This window comes from Oscillibacter sp. (assembly GCF_028693505.1).
In the GTDB taxonomy this organism is placed as follows: domain Bacteria; phylum Bacillota; class Clostridia; order Oscillospirales; family Oscillospiraceae; genus Oscillibacter.
In genome coordinates, this window is sequence record NZ_JAQUVF010000015.1 from 1 (window position 1) to 21,840 (window position 21,840).

The 21,840-nt window shown below is 60.1% G+C and carries 13 protein-coding genes; 3 read left to right on the forward strand and 10 right to left on the reverse strand.

All coding sequences use genetic code 11. The features are described 5' to 3' along the window. Positions 1-175: 175 nt before the first annotated feature. From PHI30_RS06050 to PHI30_RS06090, 9 genes are all read right to left on the reverse strand, one after another. Entirely contained in the window at positions 176-2,521 is a 2,346-nt protein-coding gene (locus PHI30_RS06050) for an S-layer homology domain-containing protein (RefSeq protein WP_300025307.1), read from the reverse strand. 13 nt (positions 2,522-2,534) lie between these two features. Further along, positions 2,535-3,791, reverse strand: coding sequence for an ABC transporter permease (locus tag PHI30_RS06055; protein WP_300025310.1), 1,257 nt, complete (start codon positions 3,789-3,791; stop codon positions 2,535-2,537). After that, positions 3,788-4,483: an ABC transporter ATP-binding protein gene (locus PHI30_RS06060; protein WP_300025312.1), complete on the reverse strand. Its 696-nt coding sequence runs from the start codon at positions 4,481-4,483 to the stop codon at positions 3,788-3,790. Before PHI30_RS06060 ends, PHI30_RS06055 begins: the two co-directional genes overlap by 4 nt. 1 nt (position 4,484) lies before the next feature. Then, on the reverse strand, positions 4,485-5,750 hold the full coding sequence (locus PHI30_RS06065) for an efflux RND transporter periplasmic adaptor subunit (protein ID WP_300025314.1): 1,266 nt from the start codon (positions 5,748-5,750) through the stop codon (positions 4,485-4,487). Positions 5,751-5,961: 211 nt separating this feature from the next. Beyond that, positions 5,962-7,929, reverse strand: a complete 1,968-nt coding sequence (locus PHI30_RS06070; protein WP_300025316.1) for a TRAP transporter permease — start codon at positions 7,927-7,929, stop codon at positions 5,962-5,964. Positions 7,930-8,088: 159 nt separating this feature from the next. Then, positions 8,089-9,117: a TAXI family TRAP transporter solute-binding subunit gene (locus PHI30_RS06075; protein WP_300025319.1), complete on the reverse strand. Its 1,029-nt coding sequence runs from the start codon at positions 9,115-9,117 to the stop codon at positions 8,089-8,091. A gap of 251 nt (positions 9,118-9,368) precedes the next feature. Then, positions 9,369-12,785, reverse strand: coding sequence for a pyruvate carboxylase (locus PHI30_RS06080; protein WP_300025322.1), 3,417 nt, complete (start codon positions 12,783-12,785; stop codon positions 9,369-9,371). Between the two features lie 278 nt (positions 12,786-13,063). Next, on the reverse strand, positions 13,064-14,824 hold the full coding sequence (thrS, locus tag PHI30_RS06085) for a threonine--tRNA ligase (protein WP_300025325.1): 1,761 nt from the start codon (positions 14,822-14,824) through the stop codon (positions 13,064-13,066). Positions 14,825-15,193: 369 nt separating this feature from the next. Further along, on the reverse strand, positions 15,194-15,562 hold the full coding sequence (locus tag PHI30_RS06090; RefSeq protein ID WP_300025328.1) for a DUF1294 domain-containing protein: 369 nt from the start codon (positions 15,560-15,562) through the stop codon (positions 15,194-15,196). 189 nt (positions 15,563-15,751) lie between these two features. On the opposite strand from PHI30_RS06090, the gene PHI30_RS06095 reads away from it, so the two are divergent. The 3 genes from PHI30_RS06095 to PHI30_RS06105 all read left to right on the forward strand — a co-directional run bounded on the left by PHI30_RS06095 (position 15,752) and on the right by PHI30_RS06105 (position 19,981). Then, complete coding sequence (locus PHI30_RS06095; protein WP_300025331.1) at positions 15,752-16,570, forward strand: hypothetical protein; 819 nt, start codon at positions 15,752-15,754, stop codon at positions 16,568-16,570. Between the two features lie 121 nt (positions 16,571-16,691). After that, positions 16,692-18,086, forward strand: a complete 1,395-nt coding sequence (gene asnS / locus PHI30_RS06100) for an asparagine--tRNA ligase (protein WP_300025334.1) — start codon at positions 16,692-16,694, stop codon at positions 18,084-18,086. 221 nt (positions 18,087-18,307) lie between these two features. After that, positions 18,308-19,981: a formate--tetrahydrofolate ligase gene (locus tag PHI30_RS06105; RefSeq protein ID WP_300025337.1), complete on the forward strand. Its 1,674-nt coding sequence runs from the start codon at positions 18,308-18,310 to the stop codon at positions 19,979-19,981. A gap of 96 nt (positions 19,982-20,077) precedes the next feature. On the opposite strand, the gene pyk is transcribed toward PHI30_RS06105, so the two are convergent. Then, positions 20,078-21,820, reverse strand: coding sequence for a pyruvate kinase (pyk, locus tag PHI30_RS06110; protein ID WP_300025340.1), 1,743 nt, complete (start codon positions 21,818-21,820; stop codon positions 20,078-20,080). Positions 21,821-21,840: the final 20 nt, after the last annotated feature.

Sequence of the window (21,840 nt, forward strand, 5' to 3'; positions counted from 1 at the left end):
CGACCTGTGCGTAGGAGAAAACACTTTGCGCGAAGCGAGCGTCGAATGGTCCGCCAAAGGCGGGCATATGAGGCGCAGAGCGCAGCGAAACCCTTTGTCCAAAAAGCCCAACGGGCTTTTTGGACAGACTCGAAGAAGCTCCGGACTTTCGTCCGGAGCTTCTTCGCCTGTTTGCTCAGTGGCTGACTTCGATGACCCGCACAGCGCCGCCCGAAACATAGATGTTTGCCGTGCTGGCATAGGCATGCGCCGCGTCGAGAGAAATCCACGTGCCCGCGTCCTTGTTGTAGCAAGGCACGTCGCTGGCCACCGTATACGTCCGGCCACCAATGGTGACCGCACTTTGACCGCTCCAAGCACTGTTGGAAACGCCCTGCATTTTGTCCAGCGTCACCAAACTGGCGTAGCCGTTGCCGCTCTTATTCAGCGTCACCGCCACATAGTCGCCGTTACGCGCCGTGAAGCCGGTGGCGAAGGGACCCACGGACAAGCCGCTGCCGTAGTCCACTTCCAGCTTGGTCCGGGAGGTATAGCGGCCGTTGACGCCCTCCTCCTTCTCCGCGTTGGGACCGGCATCGTCGTTCCAGACCCAGATCTTCTGGCCGTCAACCGTCTCATAGTGACCGTTGACGCCGTCTCTCTTGGTCTCGTTGTCGCCCTTATCCGCGTTCCAGACCCACTCGTCATCCTCGTATTTGACCACTGCGCGGCCATAAATCACCGTGTCGGTGTTGGCAGCGCCGCCGAGGACGATCAGGTCCACCTGACCTGCCCAGTTGGTCCGGGCGTAGGTGATCTGGGAGGCGGGGAGGATGCCGCTGGTAAGCTGGGACAGCGCCACATCCTCTCCGTTGCGGAAAACCATCACGTTTTCACTCAGTGCAACACTGCCCAGCTTCCGGGTAGACACATTCAGCTCGCCGGAGGCGCCGCCGCTGAGGCGGGAGAGGGTAACGCCGCTCTTGCTGGCGGAGATGCGCACCAACTGCCCCTTGAAGGAGCCGGCGTTGGAGGCCTTTACCTCAATTTTGGCAGTGCCGCAAAGCATCTGCACCGTGCCGCTGGAGGAAACGATGCCCACGGCATTGCTCCGCGCGGCGTTTCCGCTGGCTTCCACCGCACCGGCTACCTGACCGCCCTCGGTCAAAAGCAGCGTCATCTGGTCGCCGGGCTTAAACTTGGAAAGGCTCTCCATGGCGGTGGGCAGCACGTCAAATTCCTGGCCCAGCGCCGTGATGGTGGTGGGCTCCTTGGGATTGGGCTTGCAGCTTTCGTAGTACACCGTCACCCGGGTGTCGCACACCCGAATGGAGTTGGTGGCGGCGGAGTAGATGGCAACGTCGTACTTGCGCAGATCGCCAAGACCCGCCGAAGCGCCGTTTTTATAGATGCTGTATCCGGTGATCCCGCCGGTGAGGGCGTCAAAGCCGGTGGCGGAATGGTCGTCATAAACCACCACGGCCGCCGTAGCGCTTCCGCCGCCGCCCACGAAGATGTATTCCACATTCCCGGAATCGCCAAGGTACAGTGTCAGCGCGGTTCCGGCGTGGACCCAGCTGGAGACGCTGCCCCAGGAGGTCTCTTCTCCGTTGTAGAAGCTCTTGGTGTCGCTCTTGACCGTGTACTTCACCCCGTTGCTATCCGTAATCTGCGTGGTGGTGCAGGTGGATAGCGTGATGACGCGGCTGGCGCCGGTGGAGTCCGGCACAAAGGTGACGGCCTGCCCATGGGCATTGACCACCATCGTCCCCCGCAGGCCGTTGAGCGAGCCGTTGGAGGTCTTGCCGGAGGCCAGCTGGTAAACGGTGCCGTCCGCGATCTGGAGGGCATTGTTTTTCCCGTCTGTCCCGGTGGCGGTGGCAGAGACCAGCATGGTGTTGGTCACGGGGGTCCCCAGCGTGGAAAGATAGCTGCCGCCCTCCCGCTTGTTGGCACGCAGCAGATTTAAGAACAGGCGCGCCGCCTGCCCCCGGGTCAGGGGCGCGTTGCCGTTGGACCCCACGCCGTCGGTAAGGCCCACTTGTGCGCCGACGGCCATGTAGCTGTCCGGCCACACGCCGCCCACATTTTCGTCCTTATATTCCAGCAGGCGCAGCAAAATGGTCACCGCCTGCCCCACCGTGACCGTCTGGTCGGGGTGGAACTTGCCGTCCGGATAACCGGCGATGATGCCCTTGCCCTTGGCGGCCATATTGATGTAGCCTGCCGCCCAGTGGGACGGTTTCACGTCCGGAAACACCGTGACGGTGGAGTAGCGCCCCAGCTGGTCCTCTCCCGCCATGGCATAGACCACCATTTTACAAAACTGTGCCCGGTTCAGCACACTGTCGGGGCGAAAGCTGCCGTCGCCATACCCGTCCAGCACACCCATCAGTCGCAATGTCTCCACGGCCACAGCGGTGGATTTGTCCGTCACATCGGCGAACGTCACAGTGCCTGCCCCGGCCGCCATCGCCGAAAGCGGCAGCATGGATACCGCCATGCACACCGCCGTCAGCCATGTCAAAATTCGTCTTTTCATATGCTTCTCCTTCTCATTCCGCCCGCAGCGCTTCCACAGGCTGGAGTTTGGACGCCTTGGCCGCGGGATAGATGCCGAACACAACGCCCAGCAGCACCGACAGCAAAAACGCTCCCACCGTGATGGCCGGCGACGGCCAGATATCCACATGGACCAGCAGTTTTCCCGCCACTCTCGTTGCCACGGTCCCCAGCGCCATACCGATCAATCCGCCGATGCCGCAGAGCATGGCCGCCTCAATGAGGAACTGGGTCACGATAGAGCTGCGCTCCGCGCCGATGGCCCGGCGGATGCCGATTTCTCTTGTCCGCTCGGTGACGGTGACCAGCATGATGTTCATAATGCCGATGCCGCCCACCAGCAGCGAGATGGCAGCAATACCGCCCAACACCAGACTCATCATGGTGGCCTGCTCGTTGACGGAATTTTGCCACTGGTTATTGCTGTTGGCATACCCGTTTCCGCTTTTTCCGTTGTTGGTCAATCCCGTTAAAAATCCGCTGATGCGGGAGGTGGCCTCCACAGCGGCCTCCGCCGAGGCGGCCTTCACCGTGAAGTCGTTCATGGTGGTGCCGGGCTGGATGAGACGGCTGACGGAATAGGGGAACACGATGACGTTGTCCATGGACCAATTGGAGTTCGGGTCCTTCTCCGCGTAGACCCCCACCACCGTGAACGGCAGGCCGTTGATCTGCATCGTCTGCCCCACAGGGTCCGCGTAGTTAAAAAAGTTCTGCGCCGCCCGGGCGCCCAGAATACAGACCTGCGCGTAGTTTTTGATGTCGATGGCGCTCAGGTCCCGCCCCCCGGCCAAGGTAAAGTTGTTGCAGACGCTGTACTGATCGCTTCCGTAATACAGATTGGGCGGCAGCGCCACATTGCCCTGATTTTGCTGAGAGCCGTCCATGCTCCACATATTTTCCTGATTTTTCTGCATGGCGGTGCTGCTTTTGGAGCCGTAGACCACCGTGGCGGAAGCGTTGCTGTTGGGCGTGACGCCCAGCACCAGATCGCTGCCCAGCGAATTGCAGTAATTATACAGCGCCTCAAAGGCGTTTTGTCCGTTATAGAGGTAGGCGGACACGTCGATGCGGTTGGTGCCCATGGCCTCCATCTGCTTGAGGTTTTGCTCATTCATGCCGTTGATGGTGGAAACGATGGTCATGACCGACGCGATGCCGATGATGATGCCCAGCATCGTCAGCATGGACCGGCCCTTGCTGCCAAGAATGGACTTGACGGCCATTTTGATGGCCTGACGAATATTCACAGCCAATCCACCTCCTGCGCCTGATCCTCCGTGATCCTGCCGTCCGCCAGCCGCACCACGCGGCGGGCGGTGGCGGCAATCCCGTTATCGTGGGTGATGAGGATCACGGTGCTGCCCTCTTTATTCAGTCTCTGGAGAAACCCCAGCACCTCGTGTCCCGTGTGGGAGTCCAACGCGCCGGTAGGCTCGTCGGCCATGATGATGGGCGGGTGGGTGGCGATGGCGCGGGCGATGGCCACGCGCTGCTGCTGGCCGCCGGACATCTCCGTGGGTTTATGCCGGACCCGGTCCGACAATCCCACCCGCTCCAGCGCCTCCATTGCCATATCCCGCCGATCGTCGGCGCCGATGCCCTGATAGATCAGCGGCAGCTCCACATTTTCCAACACGTTCAGATTCTGGATCAGGTTGTACTGCTGAAAAATAAACCCGATCTGCTTGTTGCGGATATGGGAAAGCTCCTTGTCCGTCAGCTCCCGGACGTCGGTCCCGTCCAGAAGATAGTCGCCCCGGGTGGGGATATCCAGACAGCCCAGCACGTTCATCATGGTGGACTTTCCGGAACCCGACTGACCTACCACCGCCACAAACTCGCCCCGGTCGATCTCCAGACTCACGCCGTCCAGCGCCCGGACCTCGCTTTCCATCCCTTCGCCGTAGATTTTATAAACGTCCTTCAGTTTTACCAGCATATCACATCCAGGAGCTTTCCGTCTGTACCTGTGTAAAGACTTCCGCTCCCTCCTCCACACCGGATTTGATCTCCACATTATAGTCGTCGGAAATACCGATCTCCACCGGCACCGCCCAGAAATCCTTGGGTACGCCGTCCACCGGCACCTCCAGATCCACGGCGTTGTCCGGGCGGCTGCCCTTGACAAAGACCACGCTGCCGGTGGTGCCGTCGGGCAGCGGAACGGTTTTCACGCACTGGATGGGAAGCAGCAGACAGTTGTCGTTTTCACTGGCCGCCAGAGAATAGTTGATGTAGCTTCCGGTCATCAAGGACCCGTCGGTATTGTCCACGGTGATGATCATGGGATAGCTGGCCACGCCGTTTTCCGCCTTGGAGTTGAGGCTGACGGTCTCCACCGTGCCCATAAACTGGGTGCCCCACTGGTCGATGGTCACCGTCATGCCGGGCTTCACATAGCTGACGTTCCGCTCGTCCACCGTGGCGTCCACGGTGATGGTGGAGGTATCGGCAATGGTGATGACCGCCGTATTGGCCGCCACCTCCTGCCCCTGCTGGAGCATCAGGCCGATGACTGTCCCGTCGATGGGCGCCACGGCGTTGCAGTTGTCCAGATTCTTCTGGGCGGTCTCCAGCGTCTTGCGGGCGTCCTCCAGACTCTGCTCCACGGTGAAGATCTCGCTCTCGCTGTCCTTGGTGATGGTGTCGCCGGGATTCAGCGTCACCACCTCCATCAGCTTTCCGGGATACCCGGCCGCCAGATTCAATCCGGCAATATCCTTACGGAGGGTGTTCAGCTTCTTCTCATACCCCTCCACGTCTTTTCTCGCTTTATCCGCAGCGGTGCGGGCCGCCTCGGACTCGATCACAAACAGCGGGTCTCCCGCAGTGACCTTCTGGCCCTCCGTGACCAGCACATCCTGCACCGTGCCGGCGGTGGTCAGCGTAATGGTCTCGCTGGTCTTGGCCTTGGTCAGACCGCTGCCCTCCACCGTGGAGGTAATGGCCCCGTACTGGACGGTATCCGTTACCACCTGCTCCGTGGAGGCCTTCTTCCCGCCCAGCGTCTTATACAAAATGCACCCAATGACCAGAAGCACCAGCAGAATAACGCCCCACCGAATGATCCGCCGCCGCTTTTTCCGGGGCATGGCCTTCCATTTCCCGCCAAGCGGTTTTCCGGACGCCTTGTCCGTTACCGGAACGGTCGGCGTGCTCTCCGGCTGCCCCTCGGGCAGGGTCTCTCTTTCCATGACTTCAGACATGTTTGCTTCTCCTCTTCTTTGTTGATCCGTCGCGAACTGTATGAAACAGGTTAATACAGTTCTCCCCTGAAAGCAACAACAAAACAGTTACAGATTCCTGCTTCTGGGGTCTTATATAGATATAGACGCGCCAAACCGGTAAATGGTTCCTAAAAAATTCAGATAAACAGAAAAGAAACCGCTCCCCGTTGGGGGAGCGGTATTCGGTGCGTCAAGCGACAGTGGAAAGCCGTTTGGCCGCAGCGCGCTGATAGAAGATGACGCCGCCGGCCATCACAAGGCCCAGCACATCGGTGAGGGTGCCCGGAATCATCATGCCCATGCCGCCCACTGCCAGCAAAATGCGCAGCAGGGGGTTAATTTTGCAGTACAAATAGCCGTTGAGGGCCGCCGCCACGCCGAAAAGGCCGATGAGGGAGCTGATGACGATCTGCACCACCTCGTACCACACGGTGTTGATGAAAAGCATGGAGGGGTTCAACGCGAAAATGTACGGCACAATAAACGCGGCGATGGCGAGTCTTGTGGCGTTGAGGGCCGTTTTCATGGGCGGCGCCTTGGCGATGGCGCTGCCGGCGTAGGCCGCAAGCGCAACCGGGGGCGTGATATCCGCCACGATGCCGAAATAGAACACGAAGAAGTGCGCCGCCATGGCGGGAACGCCGATGGCAGGATTCATCAAAATGGGGGCGCAGGTGGCCGCCATAATGCAATAGTTGGCCGTGGTGGGCACGCCCATGCCCAGCACAATGCAGCAGAGCATCGTCAGCACCAGCGCGATCATCATATGCCCGCCGGAAACGGAGACGATGGCGGTAATGAGCTTGGAGGCAAGACCGGTGACCGTAATGCAGCCGGCCACGATCCCCGCCATGGCGCAGGCGACAGCCACAGTGATGGTGCCCTTTCCGCCGGCTTCCAGCGCGTCAAAGAACTTGGTAACGGTCAGGCGGTCATCCTTGTTGATGATGCCCACCAGCACCGCCACGCCGATAGCCACAGCGGCGGAGAACTGCATGGTCTTGAGGTTCAGGGATACCATCACCACCAGCACCACCAGCGGCGAGAGCAGATAGAGCTTCTTCACGAGAACGCGCATCTTGGGCAGCTCTTCCTTGGGGATGCCCTTGAGACCCAGCTTCTGTGCTTCCAGATGCACGGAGATATAGATGCCGGTAAAATACAGCACGGCGGGCAAAATGGCGGTGACTGCCACGGTGGCATAGCTCACATTCATGTACTCCGCCATCAAAAAGGCGGCGGCGCCCATAATGGGGGGCATGATCTGTCCGCCGGTGGAGGCGGCCGCTTCCACCGCGCCCGCGAATTCCGCCTTGTAGCCCGTCTTTTTCATCATGGGGATGGTGACAGAGCCGGTGGTCACGGTGTTGCCCACGGAGGAGCCAGACACCATGCCGCAAAGGGCGGAGGAGATGACGGCCACCTTCGCAGGTCCGCCTGCGGAAGCGCCGGCAATGGAGTTTGCAAGACTGATAAAAAACTGCGCGATACCGGTCCGCTCCAGAAACGCGCCGAAGATGATGAACACCACGATATACTTGGCGCACACGTTGATGGGCGTGTTCATCACACCGGTGGTGGTGTAAAACAGATTGTAGATCACAAGCTTAGTCTGGACCTGGGTAAAGGTGTATACCAGCAGCGCACCCACCACGCACAAAATCGGCAGTCCCACACTGCGTCGGCACAGCTCGATCAAAGCGACAATGCCAATCACGCCCACGGTTAAAAGCACCGGGTCCTTGGCCGCCCGCAAAGAGAGCTTAATGATCCGCTCGGCGTTCAGGGCGTAATAGAAGAAAGCGCCCGCGCCGAGGATCATGATGGCCCAGTCGTACCACGGCATGGAATTGACCTTCACGTGGTGCTTCCGGGCGGGGAAATTCAAATAGCCCATGACCAGAATGGACGCCAAAAACACTGACAAGCGGACTTCCGGCAGGGCGGTAGAAAACAGTGTCACATAAATGCTGTACAAAGAAAACGCCACCATCAGATAGCGCACGATCTGTTTTGGTATGCCCTCCCACACGCGGACGTTGGATTCCCGGTCATACTTTTTCATAACCGTTTCCACATCGGCGGCGGTGCCGACACCGGTATCCTCAACGGGGGCGGTATTGACGGGCAGCTCTTTGTCTTTTTTCCCAAAGCGCATGCTGGTTTCCTCTCTTCCTTCATTTCTTCACTTCTTCGCGAAGCGCATGACTTTGCATCCTGTCACCGTGCAAACTCATCTGCCTCGTAAAACCGATAAGGGACTGCGGCGGGCTTTTTGCCCGCCGCAGCCTCTCGGATGGTTTCACCCGGGGGTTTTTTACTTGGTGGGGACGTCGTAGCCCTTCTCGGCAAAATACTTGGCAGCGCCGGCATGATAGGGCACGGAGGTCACGGAGGTGGCAAAGTCCAAGCTCAGCTCGCCGCCCTTGGCGTGGACGGCGGTGATGGCGTCGATATTTTCAAACACGCCGGAGACGAAGTTGTACACATCCTGCTCGCTGACATCGTCCCGGGCAATGATGACGGCGCTGACCGCCACGGTGGTGGTGTCAGACTCCAGACCGTACACATCGGCGGGGATGGTGTATTCGCTGTAATAGGGGGACTCGGCGCGCAGGGCGTCAATGTGCTCCTTATCCAGACTCACAAGATACGTGGGCTTGGAGTTGGACAGCTCCACAATGGCGGTGGTGGGAGCGCCGGCCACCACGAAGGCAGCGTCGATCTTGCCGTCCTTCAGCGCCTCAGCGCTGTCGCCGAAGCCCTGATAGGTGGGCTTAATGTCCTTTTCCACGTCCAGCCCGTAAGCGCCCAGCACGTCCACGGCGTTATAGTACACGCCGGAACCGGAGTCGCCCACAGAGACGTTCTTGCCCGCAAGGTCCGCCACGGTCTTGATGCTGGGGTCGCAGGTGACGATCTGGACCTGCTCCATATACAAAGCGGCCACGGTGGAGAAGCAGTCCACCTTGCCGGTTTCCGCGAAGAGGTTGGTGCCGTCATAGGCGTAGCTCATGACGTCGGACTGGACAAAGCCCAGCTGCGCGCCCTCCATATCCATCAGCTCCACGTTGCCCTGAGAGCCCTTGCCCTCCACGGCGGTGACCTTGGTGCCGGTGGAGCTGCTGACCTGACCGGCCAGCACGGAGCCGAACGCGAAGTAGGTTCCGGAAGAACCGCCGGTGGTGAAGGTCAAATTGCTGCCGGTGGAGGCGGGAGCCTGGGTCTCCCCCTGGGCGGGAGTGCCGGTATCGGCGGGCTTCTCCGCGGCCTTATCGCCGCCGCAGCCGGCCAGAACAGTAGCCATCATCGAAACGGCCATCAGCAAAGACAGAAACTTTTTCATCTTCAAATCCTCTTTCCTCTTTATTTTCATACTGGGTCCAACAATTACTTGCATATCATACCGTACCCGCCGTCATTTTTCAAGTTTTATTTTTCACATTTTCAATATTTTATGCAAGTCAGCGCCCATCGCCTTGCAATTCAGCGATTTTTTTGTCAATTCCTTATCTGTACATTTCTCCATCTCACAATCTTGCACAAAAAAAATTCCCCAGCGTTTTAGCCGATTGGCTAAAACGCTGGGGAAGCCATTTATTGGATCGTCAGCAGCAGCTGACCGCCCTTCACGGTGTCGCCCTCGCGGACCTCGATGGCAGCCACGGTGCCCGCCATGCGGGCAGTGACGGCTGTTTCCATCTTCATGGCCTCGATGGTCAAAAGGGTCTCGTTTTTCTCCACCCGGTCGCCCACCTTAACATTGATCTTGCTGACAGCGCCGGGGATGGACGCGCCCACCTGACTCTTGTCCTCCGGGTCCGCCATGGGCACCTTCACAATGTTCTTCTGGGCGGCCTCGTCAGGGACCTGCACATCCCGGCGGATGCCGTTGAGCTCAAAGCTGACGGTGCGCATGCCCTCTTTATCCACCTCGCCAAGGCCCAGATATTTGATGACCAGGGTCTTGCCGTCGGCGATGTTGACCTTGTTGGTCTCGCCCACCGCCAAACCGTGGAAGAACACATGGCTGCCAAGGCGCATGATATAGCCGTATTCCTTCCGGTTTTTGACGAATTCCTCCAAAACCTTGGGGTACAGGCAGTAGCTCAGCACCGCGCGCCAGCTGGGGTTCGGATCGAAGGCGGACATCTCCCGCTTCTTTTCCTCAAAGTCCACGCTCTCTAAAAGCTCGCCGGGGCGGCAGGTGATGGGGGCCTTGCCCTTGAGCACCACCCGCTGCAAGTCCTTGGGGAAACCGCCGGCAGGCTGGCCCATCATGCCGGAGAAGTAGCTCACGACGGAATCCGGGAAGGCCAGATTCTCGCCCTTTTCCACAATATCCTCCGGCGTCAGGCTGTTTTGGGTCATGAAGATCGCCATGTCGCCCACCATCTTGCTGGAGGGGGTGACCTTCACGATGTCCCCCAGCATCTCGTTGACCTTGCGGTAATTCTCCCGGACCTCCTCAAAGCGGCTGCCAAGGCCCAGAGATTCCACCTGCGGCTTCAGGTTCGTATACTGGCCGCCGGGGATCTCGTAGCGGTAGATATCCGTGGAGGAGCACTGGATGCCTGCCTCGAAGATATCATAGCGCTTGCGCACATCCTCCCAGTAGTCGGTGAGGGACTGGAGCCGTCCAAGGTCCAGACCGGTATCCCGCTCGGTCCCCTGCAAAGCTGCCACCACGGCGTTCAAAGAGGGCTGGCTGGTGAGAGAGGCCATGGAGGAGACGGCGCAGTCCACAATGTCCACGCCGGCCTCGGCGGCCATGAGGTAGGTCGCCACCTGGTTGCCGGAGGTATCGTGGGTGTGGAGCTGGATGGGGATCCCGACCTCCTGCTTGAGGGTGGAGACCAGCTTCTTGGCGGCGTAAGGCTTCAGCACGCCGGACATATCCTTGATGCACAGCACATGCGCGCCGCGGTGCTCCAGCTCCTTCGCCAGCTTCACATAGTACTCCAGCGGGTATTTGTCCCGCTTGGGGTCCAGAATGTCGCCGGTGTAGCAGATGGTGGCCTCGCAAATTTTATCCTGCTTGAGCACCTCGTCCATGGCGACTTCCATGCCCGGCACCCAGTTGAGGGAGTCGAACACCCGGAACACGTCCACGCCGGAGCGGGCGGCCTCCTTGATAAACTCCCGGATGACGTTATCGGGGTAGTTGGTGTAGCCCACGGCGTTGGCGCCCCGCAGCAGCATTTGCAGCAGGAGGTTGGGGGCCTTTTGCCGGATCATATCCAGCCGCTCCCACGGAGACTCGTGGAGGAAACGGTACGCCACATCGAAGGTCGCGCCGCCCCAGCACTCCAGAGAAAACGCGTCCGCCAGAATCTCGCTGGTGGCGTCCATGCCCTTGATGATATCCCGGGTGCGCACCCGGGTCGCCAGCAGGGACTGATGGGCGTCGCGGCAGGTGGTGTCGGTGATGAGCAGCTTTTTCTGGTCCCGCACCCAGTCGGAAACCGCCTTGGGGCCCTTGGCGTCCAGCATCTGCTTCAGGCCGTCCGGCCGCACGCCGGTGACCGCCGGGAACCGGGGCGCGTCGTAAAACTTGTGGCCCTCCCGCTCCTTCACCACGATATTGCCAATGTATTTGAGCATCTTGGTGGCCCGGTCCTGACTCTCGTCGATCTGGAACAGCTCCGGGGTCTCGTCAATAAATTTGGTGTGGCACTTGCCCGCCATAAAGGTGGGGTTTTTCAGGATGTTGGTGATAAAGGCGATGTTGGTCTTGACGCCCCGGACGTGGACCTCGTTGATGGCCCGGGCCGCCTTGCGGCACACGCCGGGGAAGGTATTGTCCCACGTGGTGATCTTCACCAGCAGGGAGTCATAATAGGGGGAGATCACCGCGCCGGTATAGGCGTTGCCGCCGTCCAGCCGGATGCCGAAGCCACCGGCGGAGCGATAAGCCGTGATCTTGCCGGTGTCGGGGGCGAAGTTGTGGGTGGGGTCCTCGGTGGTGACGCGGCACTGTATGGCATAGCCGTTTTGGCGCACGTCCGCCTGCGAAGTAATTCCAATTTCCGGATCGCTCAGCGGGCGGCCCTCCGCCACCAGAATCTGGGAGCGCACGAGGTCGATGCCCGTCACCATTTCCGTGACGGTGTGCTCCACCTGAATGCGGGGGTTCATTTCGATGAAGTAGTGATGGCCCTCTTTATCCACCAGAAATTCCAGCGTACCGGCATTCACATAGCCCACGTGCTTTGCGATCTTCACCGCGTCGTCGTACAGCGCCTCCCGGACGGACGCTTCCACGGAGAAGGCGGGCGTAAACTCCACCACCTTCTGATAGCGCCGCTGGAGGGAGCAGTCCCGCTCGTACAGGTGGACCACGTTGCCATACGCGTCGCCCAGGACCTGCACCTCAATGTGCTTCGGCTCCACCAAAAACTTTTCCATGAAGATGTCGTCGTTGCCAAAGGCCTTTTTCGCCTCCGCCTTCACCAGGTCAAAGTTGACGCCCACCTCTTCCACCGTGTCGCAGCGGCGCATGCCCCGTCCGCCGCCGCCTGCGGCAGCTTTCAAAATGACGGGGAAGCCGAAGGACTGGGCGAGACGCTGGGCCTCCTCCCGGCTCTTGAGCGGTTCCGTGGTGCCGGGGGTGGTGGAAACGCCGCAAGCCACCGCGATCTGCTTGGCGGAGAGCTTGTCGCCCATCATATCCAGCACCTTGGAGGAAGGCCCGATAAACTGGATGTCCGCCTCCTCGCAGGCCCGGGCAAGGTCGCCGTTTTCCGACAAAAAGCCGTAGCCGGGGTGGATGGCGTCCGCGCCGTGGAGCTTCGCCAGCTGGATGATGCGGGGAATATTCAAATAAGCGCCCAGAGGGCTTTCGTTCTCGCCAATGAGATAGGACTCGTCGGCAGCGGTCCGGAAGATACTGTACGTATCCTCGTTGGAGTAAATGGCAATGGTCTGCAAACCCAAATCGTGGCAGGCCCGGAAAATTCGCATGGCGATTTCTCCCCGGTTGGCCACCAGCACCTTTTTAAACGTTTTGTTCATTTGGTGTTGTCCTCCTCTTTCTATGGTTGTGGTTTTTCCCGAATTTTATACAGTATACTCTTCTCCCTTTGGCAGATGCAATGGCTTCTGCCACTACTTTTGCAAATTTAGAGAAGCGCCCAGTTTTTTTACGTAATTTTACTTCACCTTTTGTTCATTTCAGCACTGCTAATGGGCGCCATCACGAAACCAACGGGCGGGAAGTTTAGAAGCCGCAAAGAAAACAGGGCCTGCCGGATTTTATCCGACAGGCCCCTTGCCGTTTGTGTGTGCAGAACTTACTTTCTGTCCTTGGTATCCACGACGTTTTTGAGCAGCGCGGTAAACTCCGCTTTGCTCATCACGCCCAGATCGCCGTCCGCGCGATGGCGCACGGAGACGGTGCCGCTTTCGGCCTCCTTGTCGCCGATGACCAGCATATAGGGAATCTTCTCCAGCTGCGCTTCCCGGATCTTCTTGCCGATCTTCTCGTTGCGCAGGTCCGTTTCCACACGGTAGCCGGCGCTCTCCAGCTCGGCGGAAACCTCCTTGGCGTAGTCGGCGGCCCGGTCAGTGATGGGCAGCAGCTTTACCTGCACGGGAGAGAGCCACGTGGGGAACGCACCGGCAAAGTGCTCGGTGATGATGCCGATAAAGCGCTCGATGGAGCCGAACACCACCCGGTGGATCATGACGGGGCAGTGCTTTTCGCCGTCGGTCCCGGTATACTCCAGATGGAAGCGGCCGGGGAGCTGGTAATCCAGCTGGATGGTGCCGCACTGCCACGTGCGCCCCAGAGAGTCCTGAATGTGGAAGTCCAGCTTGGGGCCGTAGAACGCGCCGTCGCCGGGGTTGACCACGTATTCCTTGCCGATGCTGGTGATGGCCTCCGCCAGGGCATTGGTGGCCACGTCCCAGTCCTCCACGGAGCCGATATGGTCGTCCGGCATGGTGGAAAGCTCGATCTTATAGGGCAGACCGAAGAGGGAGTAAACCTCGTCGAAGAGGCGGGCGATGCGGATGACCTCGTCTTTGATCTGGTCCTTGGCCAGCAGGATATGGGCGTCGTCCTGCGTGAAGCAGCGCACGCGGAACATGCCGTGCAGCGCGCCGGAAAGCTCGTGGCGGTGAACCAGGCCCAGCTCGCCGTAGCGCAGGGGGAGGTCCCGGTAAGAGTGGGGCGCCAGATCATAGACCAGAATGCTGCCGGGGCAGTTCATGGGCTTGATGGCGAAATCCTCCTCGTCGATGACGGTGGTGTACATGTTGTCCTTATAGTGGTCCCAGTGGCCGGAGGTCTCCCACAGCGTCCGCTTCATAATCTGGGGCGTGGAAATTTCCAGATAGTCCCACTTCTTATGGACCTGCCGCCAATAGTCGATGAGGGTGTTTTTCAGCACCATGCCCTTGGGCAGGTAGAAGGGGAAGCCGGGGGCCTCGTCCCGGAAGGCGAAGAGGTCCAGCTCCTTGCCCAGCTTCCGGTGGTCCCGGCGCTTGGCCTCCTCAATGCGCGCAAGATACGCGTCCAGCTCTTCCTTCTTGGGGAAGGCCACGCCATAGATGCGCTGCAGGGTCTCCCGAGAAGAATCGCCCCGCCAGTAGGCGGCGTTGCAGGTGGTCAGCTTGATGCCATTGCCCTTGATGCGGCCGGTGGAGTCCAGATGGGGACCTGCGCAAAGGTCGGTGAACTCGCCCTGCTTATAAAAGCTGATGGCGGCGTCGGCGGGCAGGTCGTTGATGAGCTCCACCTTATAAGGCTCGCCCTTTTCCTCCATGAACGCAATGGCTTCCGCACGGGGCAGCTCAAAGCGCTCCAGCTTCAGCTTTTCCTTGCAGATCTTGCGCATCTCGGTCTCGATGCCCTCCATGATCTCCGGGGTGAAGGGGAAGGGAGAATCCAGATCGTAATAAAAGCCGTTTTCGATAGACGGGCCGATGGCCAGCTTCACCTCGGGATACAGCCGCTTGACGGCCTGCGCCAGCACGTGGGAGCAGGTATGCCAGTAAGTGTGGCGATACTCCTCATTTTCAAAGGTATACTGATTGTTTTCTTCAGACATGATTGCGTTCCTCCTTGTTCCGTTGAGGGGCGGAAATTAAAAAAATCCCACCCCTGACCAAAATCAGGGGTGAGATACGAAACTCGTATTCCACGGTTCCACCCTGCTTGCGTCCCGAAGGGCGCCGCTCGTGTCCTCTATAACGGGAGGTCCCGTCCCAGCCTACGTATCGGTGGGCAGCTCCAAGGCGGTAACCGGTTCCGGGTGCGGCAAGAGCCGCTTCCAGCCAGCGGCGGCTCCTCTCTGGTGTCTTTTCCGGACGGTGTCCTTTTCAATGCCTTTTTATAATTTATTATCATATCACCGGGAATTCTCCTTGTCAAGAAGCGGAAGTACCCATTTTTGCGTCATTTTTTGTCTCCGCCCCTTTTACCGGATGACGTTCCAGTAGAGGCACAGCCCCGCCGGAATGAGGATCTGCGCCAGCAAAATCAGGGGAACGCCGATGCGAAACGACCGGTGCAGCGTTTTATGGCGCCACACCCGCATCCCCAGCAGCGCGCCCACGCTGCCGCCCAGAGCGGCAAGCAGGAACAGCGTTTTCTCCGGCACCCGGCGGACGCTCTCGTGCTGCTGCTTTCGCTTTGCCTTCCACTTGTCCACGCCAAAGACGAAGAAGGTCACAAGATTGATCCCCACCAGCCAGCAGGCAAGCACTCCCCAGGGGGAGCCGACCACCGCCCAGACAAAATCATTCTGGGCCTGGGGCGCCACCGTCGTTTTCAGCAATTCCAGCATGTCTCTTCTCCTCCGTTCTCCGGCAGTCCCCGCCGCCCGCGCTGACTGCAAAAATTTCACCTATTAGTTTAACGGTCTCTATACAAAAGTCAACCGTCATTTTCACGCTTTGCCGGGTCTGCGGTCGTTCCCCTGCGGGAACAAATTTGCAGCTCTTCCCGTCCGAAGCAAAAAAGGAGGCGGCATCTTGTGAAAAAATGGTCTGTGTTTTCTCTTTTTCTGGCAGTTTATCTCTGCCTGTGCCTGCTGGCAGCCTGCGGCGCTGCGGGCGGCGGGGCAGCGCCGGAGAATCCTGCGGGCGGCGCGGCGGACAAGGGCGTTCAAAGCGCCGACGTCACCATGGTCTGCCGGGTAATCTCCGGCGGCGGAACGGACACGCTGCTGCTGGCAAAGCAGTCCGGCTCAAGCGGCGACGTCTACCGCCTGAAATGGGAGAACGGCGCGGACGGCGCGCTGCGGGACGGGGCGCTGGTGGAGATTGCTTTTAGCGGCGACATCCTGGAATCCTTCCCCGCCCAGCTGTGTCAGGTCTCCTCGCTTACGGTGCTGGAGGATGGCTTTGACGACCGCTGCGCGCTGTATTTCCGGGTGCTGAACGATCTCTGGACCGTGGACGAGGGGCTAAACAGTGATCTTACGGCGCTGGGGGTGGACCTCTCCGCCACCGGTCTTTCGGAGAGCGAACGCGCCGCCGTGGCGTGGGCCTTCAGTGAAGCCCACGGCATCGTCCCCGTTCAGGGCACCTTCGCGGAGCTGACGGAGCAGGGCTATATCACCGGAGAGCCTTTAGAAGGCAGCGATGCGCGGTTCTGGCAGTGGACGGACGGGTGCCTGTTCTCCATCACGGAAAAGCCCTCGGAAGGCACAACCAGCCTGAATATCGTCCGATTTGACGCCCAGAAGTGGCGCAGCGGCACCGGCGCTTACTACTTCGCGGACTGCACCGCCGTCCAGAGCGCCGACGGGGCATGGGACGGCTATCAGGTGGGCAGCGAGGCCATTTCCTGACCGCCATCTCAAAACTCACCGTTTGCTCTTGAAAAAAGGTTGAGAATAGAGTACAATAGTCAATTATTGTGCATACTTTTCCAATAAAAACAGTAAAAACAAGAAAAATGGGTGAACAGCAATGAGTACTACGAAAATCGCAGCGATTTTTGCCGACAGTGAGACGCTGTCCGGCAAGGAAGTCACCGTTGGCGGCTGGGTCCGCACCATTCGGGACCTCAAGGGCTTTGGCTTCATCGAATTGAACGACGGCTCCTGCTTTAAGAATTTGCAGGTCGTCATGGAGTCCGCCGCTCTGGAGAATTATAAGGAGATTGCCGCCCAGAATGTGGGTGCCGCCCTGCTCGTCACCGGCACGGTGACGTTGACTCCCGACGCCAAGCAGACTCTGGAGCTCAAGGCCACGCACATCGCCGTGGAGGGCGCCTCCACCCCCGATTACCCGCTGCAAAAGAAGCGGCACAGCTTGGAATTTTTGCGGACCATCCAGCATCTGCGGCCCCGGACGAATCTCTTCTCCGCCACCTTCCGGGTGCGCAGCGTGGCAGCTTACGCCATCCACGAATTTTTCCAGAGCCGCGGCTTCGTCTATGTCCACACCCCCCTCATCACCGCCAGCGACTGCGAGGGCGCGGGCGAGATGTTCCGCGTCACCACGCTGGACCCCAAAAACCCGCCGCTGACGGAGGACGGGCAGGTGGACTTCTCTCAGGACTTTTTCGGCAAGCCCGCAAACCTCACGGTGTCCGGCCAGCTGAACGCGGAAAACTTTGCCATGGCCTTTGGCGACGTGTATACCTTCGGCCCCACCTTCCGGGCGGAGAATTCCAACACGGCCCGCCATGCCGCCGAGTTTTGGATGATCGAGCCGGAGATGGCCTTCACCGACCTCAAGGGCTATATGGACACGGCGGAGGCCATGATCAAATTCGTCATCCGCCGGGTGATGGAGCGCTGCCCCGACGAGCTGCAATTTTTCAACAGCTTCGTGGACAAGGGCCTTTTGGAGCGGCTGGAGCATGTGGCCTCCTCCGATTTCGGCCGCATCACCTACACCGAGGCGGTGGAGATTCTGCAAGCGTGCAACGACAAGTTCGACTACAAGGTGTTTTGGGGCTGCGACCTCCAGACGGAGCACGAGCGCTATCTCACCGAGCAGGTCTATCATAAGCCGGTGTTCGTCACTGACTATCCCAAGGAGATCAAGGCCTTCTATATGCGCATGAACGACGACGGCAAGACCGTGGCCGCAGCGGACTGCCTGGTCCCCGGCATCGGCGAGATCATCGGCGGCAGCCAGCGCGAGGAGCGGCTGGAGAAGCTGGAGGATCGCATCCGGGAGCTGGGCATGAAGCCCGAGGACTACTGGTGGTACTGCGACCTGCGCCGCTACGGCAGCTGCAAGCACGCGGGCTTCGGCCTTGGATTTGAGCGTCTCGTCATGTATTTGACAGGCGTTTCCAACATCCGGGACGTCCTTCCCCACCCCAGAACCGTGGGCAGCGCAGACTTCTAAATACCCAACAGGACCGGACGGCAGCAGCCGTCCGGTCCTGTTATACGTCACAGACTTTTTTGCATCTATAAGTTCTGCTTATGGCTCTCTTGAGAAATTTGACTTACCGTAACCGCTTTTTTCCCTTCCCTTTCGCGCTCTTTCGTGGTATATTTTGAAGGCACGCAAAAGTAACACCTTTTATATACAACACACTGTTTACAAGATAGGGAGGCCACTGCATGAAGATTGTCACCGACATTGAGATCGCTCAGTCCTGCACCATGAAGCCCATCACGGAAATTGCCGAGACCGCCGGCGTAGACGCCAAATATCTGGAGTTTTACGGCAACTACAAGGCCAAGGTGGACTACCGTCTGCTGCGGGAAGTGAACAAGCCGGACGGCAAGCTGATTTTGGTCACCGCCATCAACCCCACGCCTGCGGGCGAGGGCAAGACCACCACCACCGTGGGTCTGGCGGACTCCATGCGCAAGCTGGGCAAAAAGACGCTGGTTGCCCTGCGGGAGCCGTCCCTTGGGCCGGTGTTCGGCGTCAAGGGCGGCGCGGCCGGCGGCGGCTATGCCCAGGTGGTGCCCATGGAGGACATCAATCTGCACTTCACCGGAGATTTCCACGCCATCGGCGCGGCCAACAATCTCTGCGCCGCCATGCTGGATAACCACATTCAGCAGGGCAATGCGCTGGGCATCGACGTCAAGCGCATCACGTGGAAGCGCTGCGTGGACATGAATGACCGGCAGCTGCGCAACATTGTGGACGGACTTGGCGGGCGGATGCAGGGCGTCCCCCGGGAGGACGGCTTTGACATCACGGTGGCCAGCGAGATCATGGCGGTGCTGTGCCTCTCCGCCGACATTCCCGATCTGAAGGTGCGCCTTGGCCGCATGGTGGTGGCATACTCTTACGACGGAACCCCCGTCACCGCCCACGATCTCAAGGCTGAGGGCGCCATGGCGGCCCTGCTCAAGGACGCGCTCAAGCCCAATCTGGTCCAGACGCTGGAGGGAACGCCCGCCTTCATCCACGGCGGCCCCTTCGCCAACATCGCCCACGGCTGTAACTCCGTGATGGCCACCCGGATGGCTATGCGCCTTTCCGACTATGCCGTCACCGAGGCAGGCTTCGGCGCGGACCTCGGCGCGGAAAAGTTTTTGGACATCAAGTGCCGTCTGGCGGGGCTTACCCCCTCCGCTGTGGTGGTGGTCGCCACGGTCCGGGCGCTGAAAAACCACGGCGGCGTCCCCAAGGCGGAGCTGAATCAGGAGAATCTGCCCGCGCTGGAGCGGGGACTGCCCAATCTGCTTCAGCACGTGGAAAACATCACGCAGGTATTCGGACTGCCCTGCGTGGTGGCCATCAACGCCTTCCCCACCGACACCGCCGCCGAGCTGCAGCTGGTGGAGGACAAGTGCCGGGCACTGGGCGTCAACGTGGCCCTCAGCGAGGTCTGGGCCAAGGGCGGCGAGGGCGGTCTTTCCCTTGCGGAGGAAGTCGTCCGCTTGTGCGAGCAGCCGGGAAGCTTCCGCTTCTCCTACGACACGGAGGACTCCATTGAAAAGAAGCTCAATGACATTGCCCGCCGGATCTATCACGCCGACGGCGCGGTTTTGACCGCCGGTGCGCAAAAGCAGGTGAAGGAGCTGGAGACGCTGGGCTTCGACAAGCTGCCCATCTGCATGGCCAAGACCCAGTATTCCTTCTCCGACGACGCCAGTAAGCTGGGTGCGCCCAAGGACTTCCAGATCACGGTGCGGAATCTGAAGGTCTCCGCCGGGGCCGGATTCTTGGTGGCGCTGACCGGCGACATCATGACCATGCCAGGGCTTCCCAAGGTGCCCGCCGCGGAGAAGATCGACGTGGACGAAAACGGAAAAATCACCGGACTGTTCTAATTACCCATCCACATGAAAAAACGGAAGCTCCCCCAAAGGGGAGCTTCCGTTTTGTTTTTCCCAAGAGCGCCCTTCCCGGGCGGGGACTCTCTCCGCTTACTGGGGCAGCGTCTGCACGGTGCCCCGGGCGCAGTCCACGGAAACCATCACGCCGTCCTTAAGCCGGTGGGTGACGTCCATGGCGCCCACAATGACCGGCTTATTCAGCGTGAGGCCCACCGTGGCGGCATGGCTGTCGCCGCTGGCCTCCTCGCTGATGACGGCGGCGGCCTGCCGGACATAGGGCAGCATCTCGTTGGTGGTGTAGGGCACCACCAGTACATCGCCGGGGCGGAATTTTTCCGTCACTTCGTCAAGACCCCGGCAAACGCACAGCGCTCCGCTGGCCTTCTGGTCGCCAATGCCCACGGCATTGACCAAAGAGCCGCCCACCTGATGGACCCGGATCATGTTGGTGGTCCCGGTGACGCCCACAGGCACCCCGGCGGTGACCACCACCAGATCGCTCTGTTTTACGATTCCGGCGTTTACCGACGTTTGCACCGCCAGCTCCACCAGTTCGTCGGTGCTGCCGGCGTAGGGCATGGTCAGCGGCTCCACGCCCCAGTAGAGCGCCATCTGCCGCTGGACCTGCGGGTCCAGCAGCAGCGCCACCACCGTGGTCTTGGGCCGGAAGCGGCTGACCATCTGGGCGGTGACGCCCCGCTGGCTGACGGTGAGAATGGCGTCCGCGCCGATATCCAGCGCGGTGGAGCAGGCGGCGTGGGCCGTGGCGGCGGTGACGGAAAGACGGGCCTTGCCCATCACCTTCAGCGGCCGCACCGTCTCGTCCATGGTGGCCTCGGTCTTGCGGGCGATGGCGTCCATCGTGCGCACCGCCTCCACCGGATACTTGCCCGCCGCCGTCTCGCCGGAGAGCATGATGGCGGAGGTGCCGTCGTAAATGGCGTTTGCAACGTCCGTGATCTCCGCCCGGGTGGGGCGGGGATTTTCCATCATGGAGTCCAGCATCTGGGTGGCGGTGATGACCGGCTTTCCGATGGCCACGCACTGGGCGATCATGTCCTTTTGCAGGACCGGAATCTCCGTGAAGTCGATCTCAACGCCCAGATCGCCCCGGGCCACCATGATGCCGTCCGCCACCGCCAGGATTTCAGGCAGATTGGAGATGCCCTCCTGATTTTCCACCTTGGCGATGATGCGGATATTGGAGCCGGCCCGGTCCAGCACGCTGCGGATCTCCCGCACGTCGGCGGCGGAGCGGACAAAGCTGGCGGCAATATAATCAAAGCCCTGCTCGGCGCCGAAGAGGAGATCCTCCCGGTCCCGCTGGCTCATATAAGACATGTTCAGCCGCACGCCGGGGACGTTTACGCCCTTTTTATCCTTCATCATGCCGTCGTTTTCCACACGGCAGCGGATGTTGGCGCCGGTGGTCTCCAGAACAGTCAATCGCACCAGCCCGTCGTCCAGCAAAATGGTGTCCCCCGCCTTCACGTCGCTCGGCAATTCGGAGTAGGTGATGGCGCAGCGATGCGCGTCGCCCTGCACGTCCTCCGTGGTCAGCGTAAATTCCGCCCCCGTCACCAGCTTCACAGATCCGGCTGCAAAGGTTTTCAGCCGGATCTCCGGCCCCTTTGTGTCCAGCATGGCCGCCACGGGACGCTTCAGCTCCTCCCGCAAAACCTTCAGCTTCTCCAGCCGGACCTTGTGCTCTTCATGGCTGCCGTGGGAAAAATTGAACCGGGCCACGTTCATGCCCGCGAGGACCATTTCCCGCAAAACGCCCTCCCGATCTGTGGACGGCCCCAGTGTGCAGACAATTTTCGTCTTTCTCATATGCAAACCCCTTTCTCAGG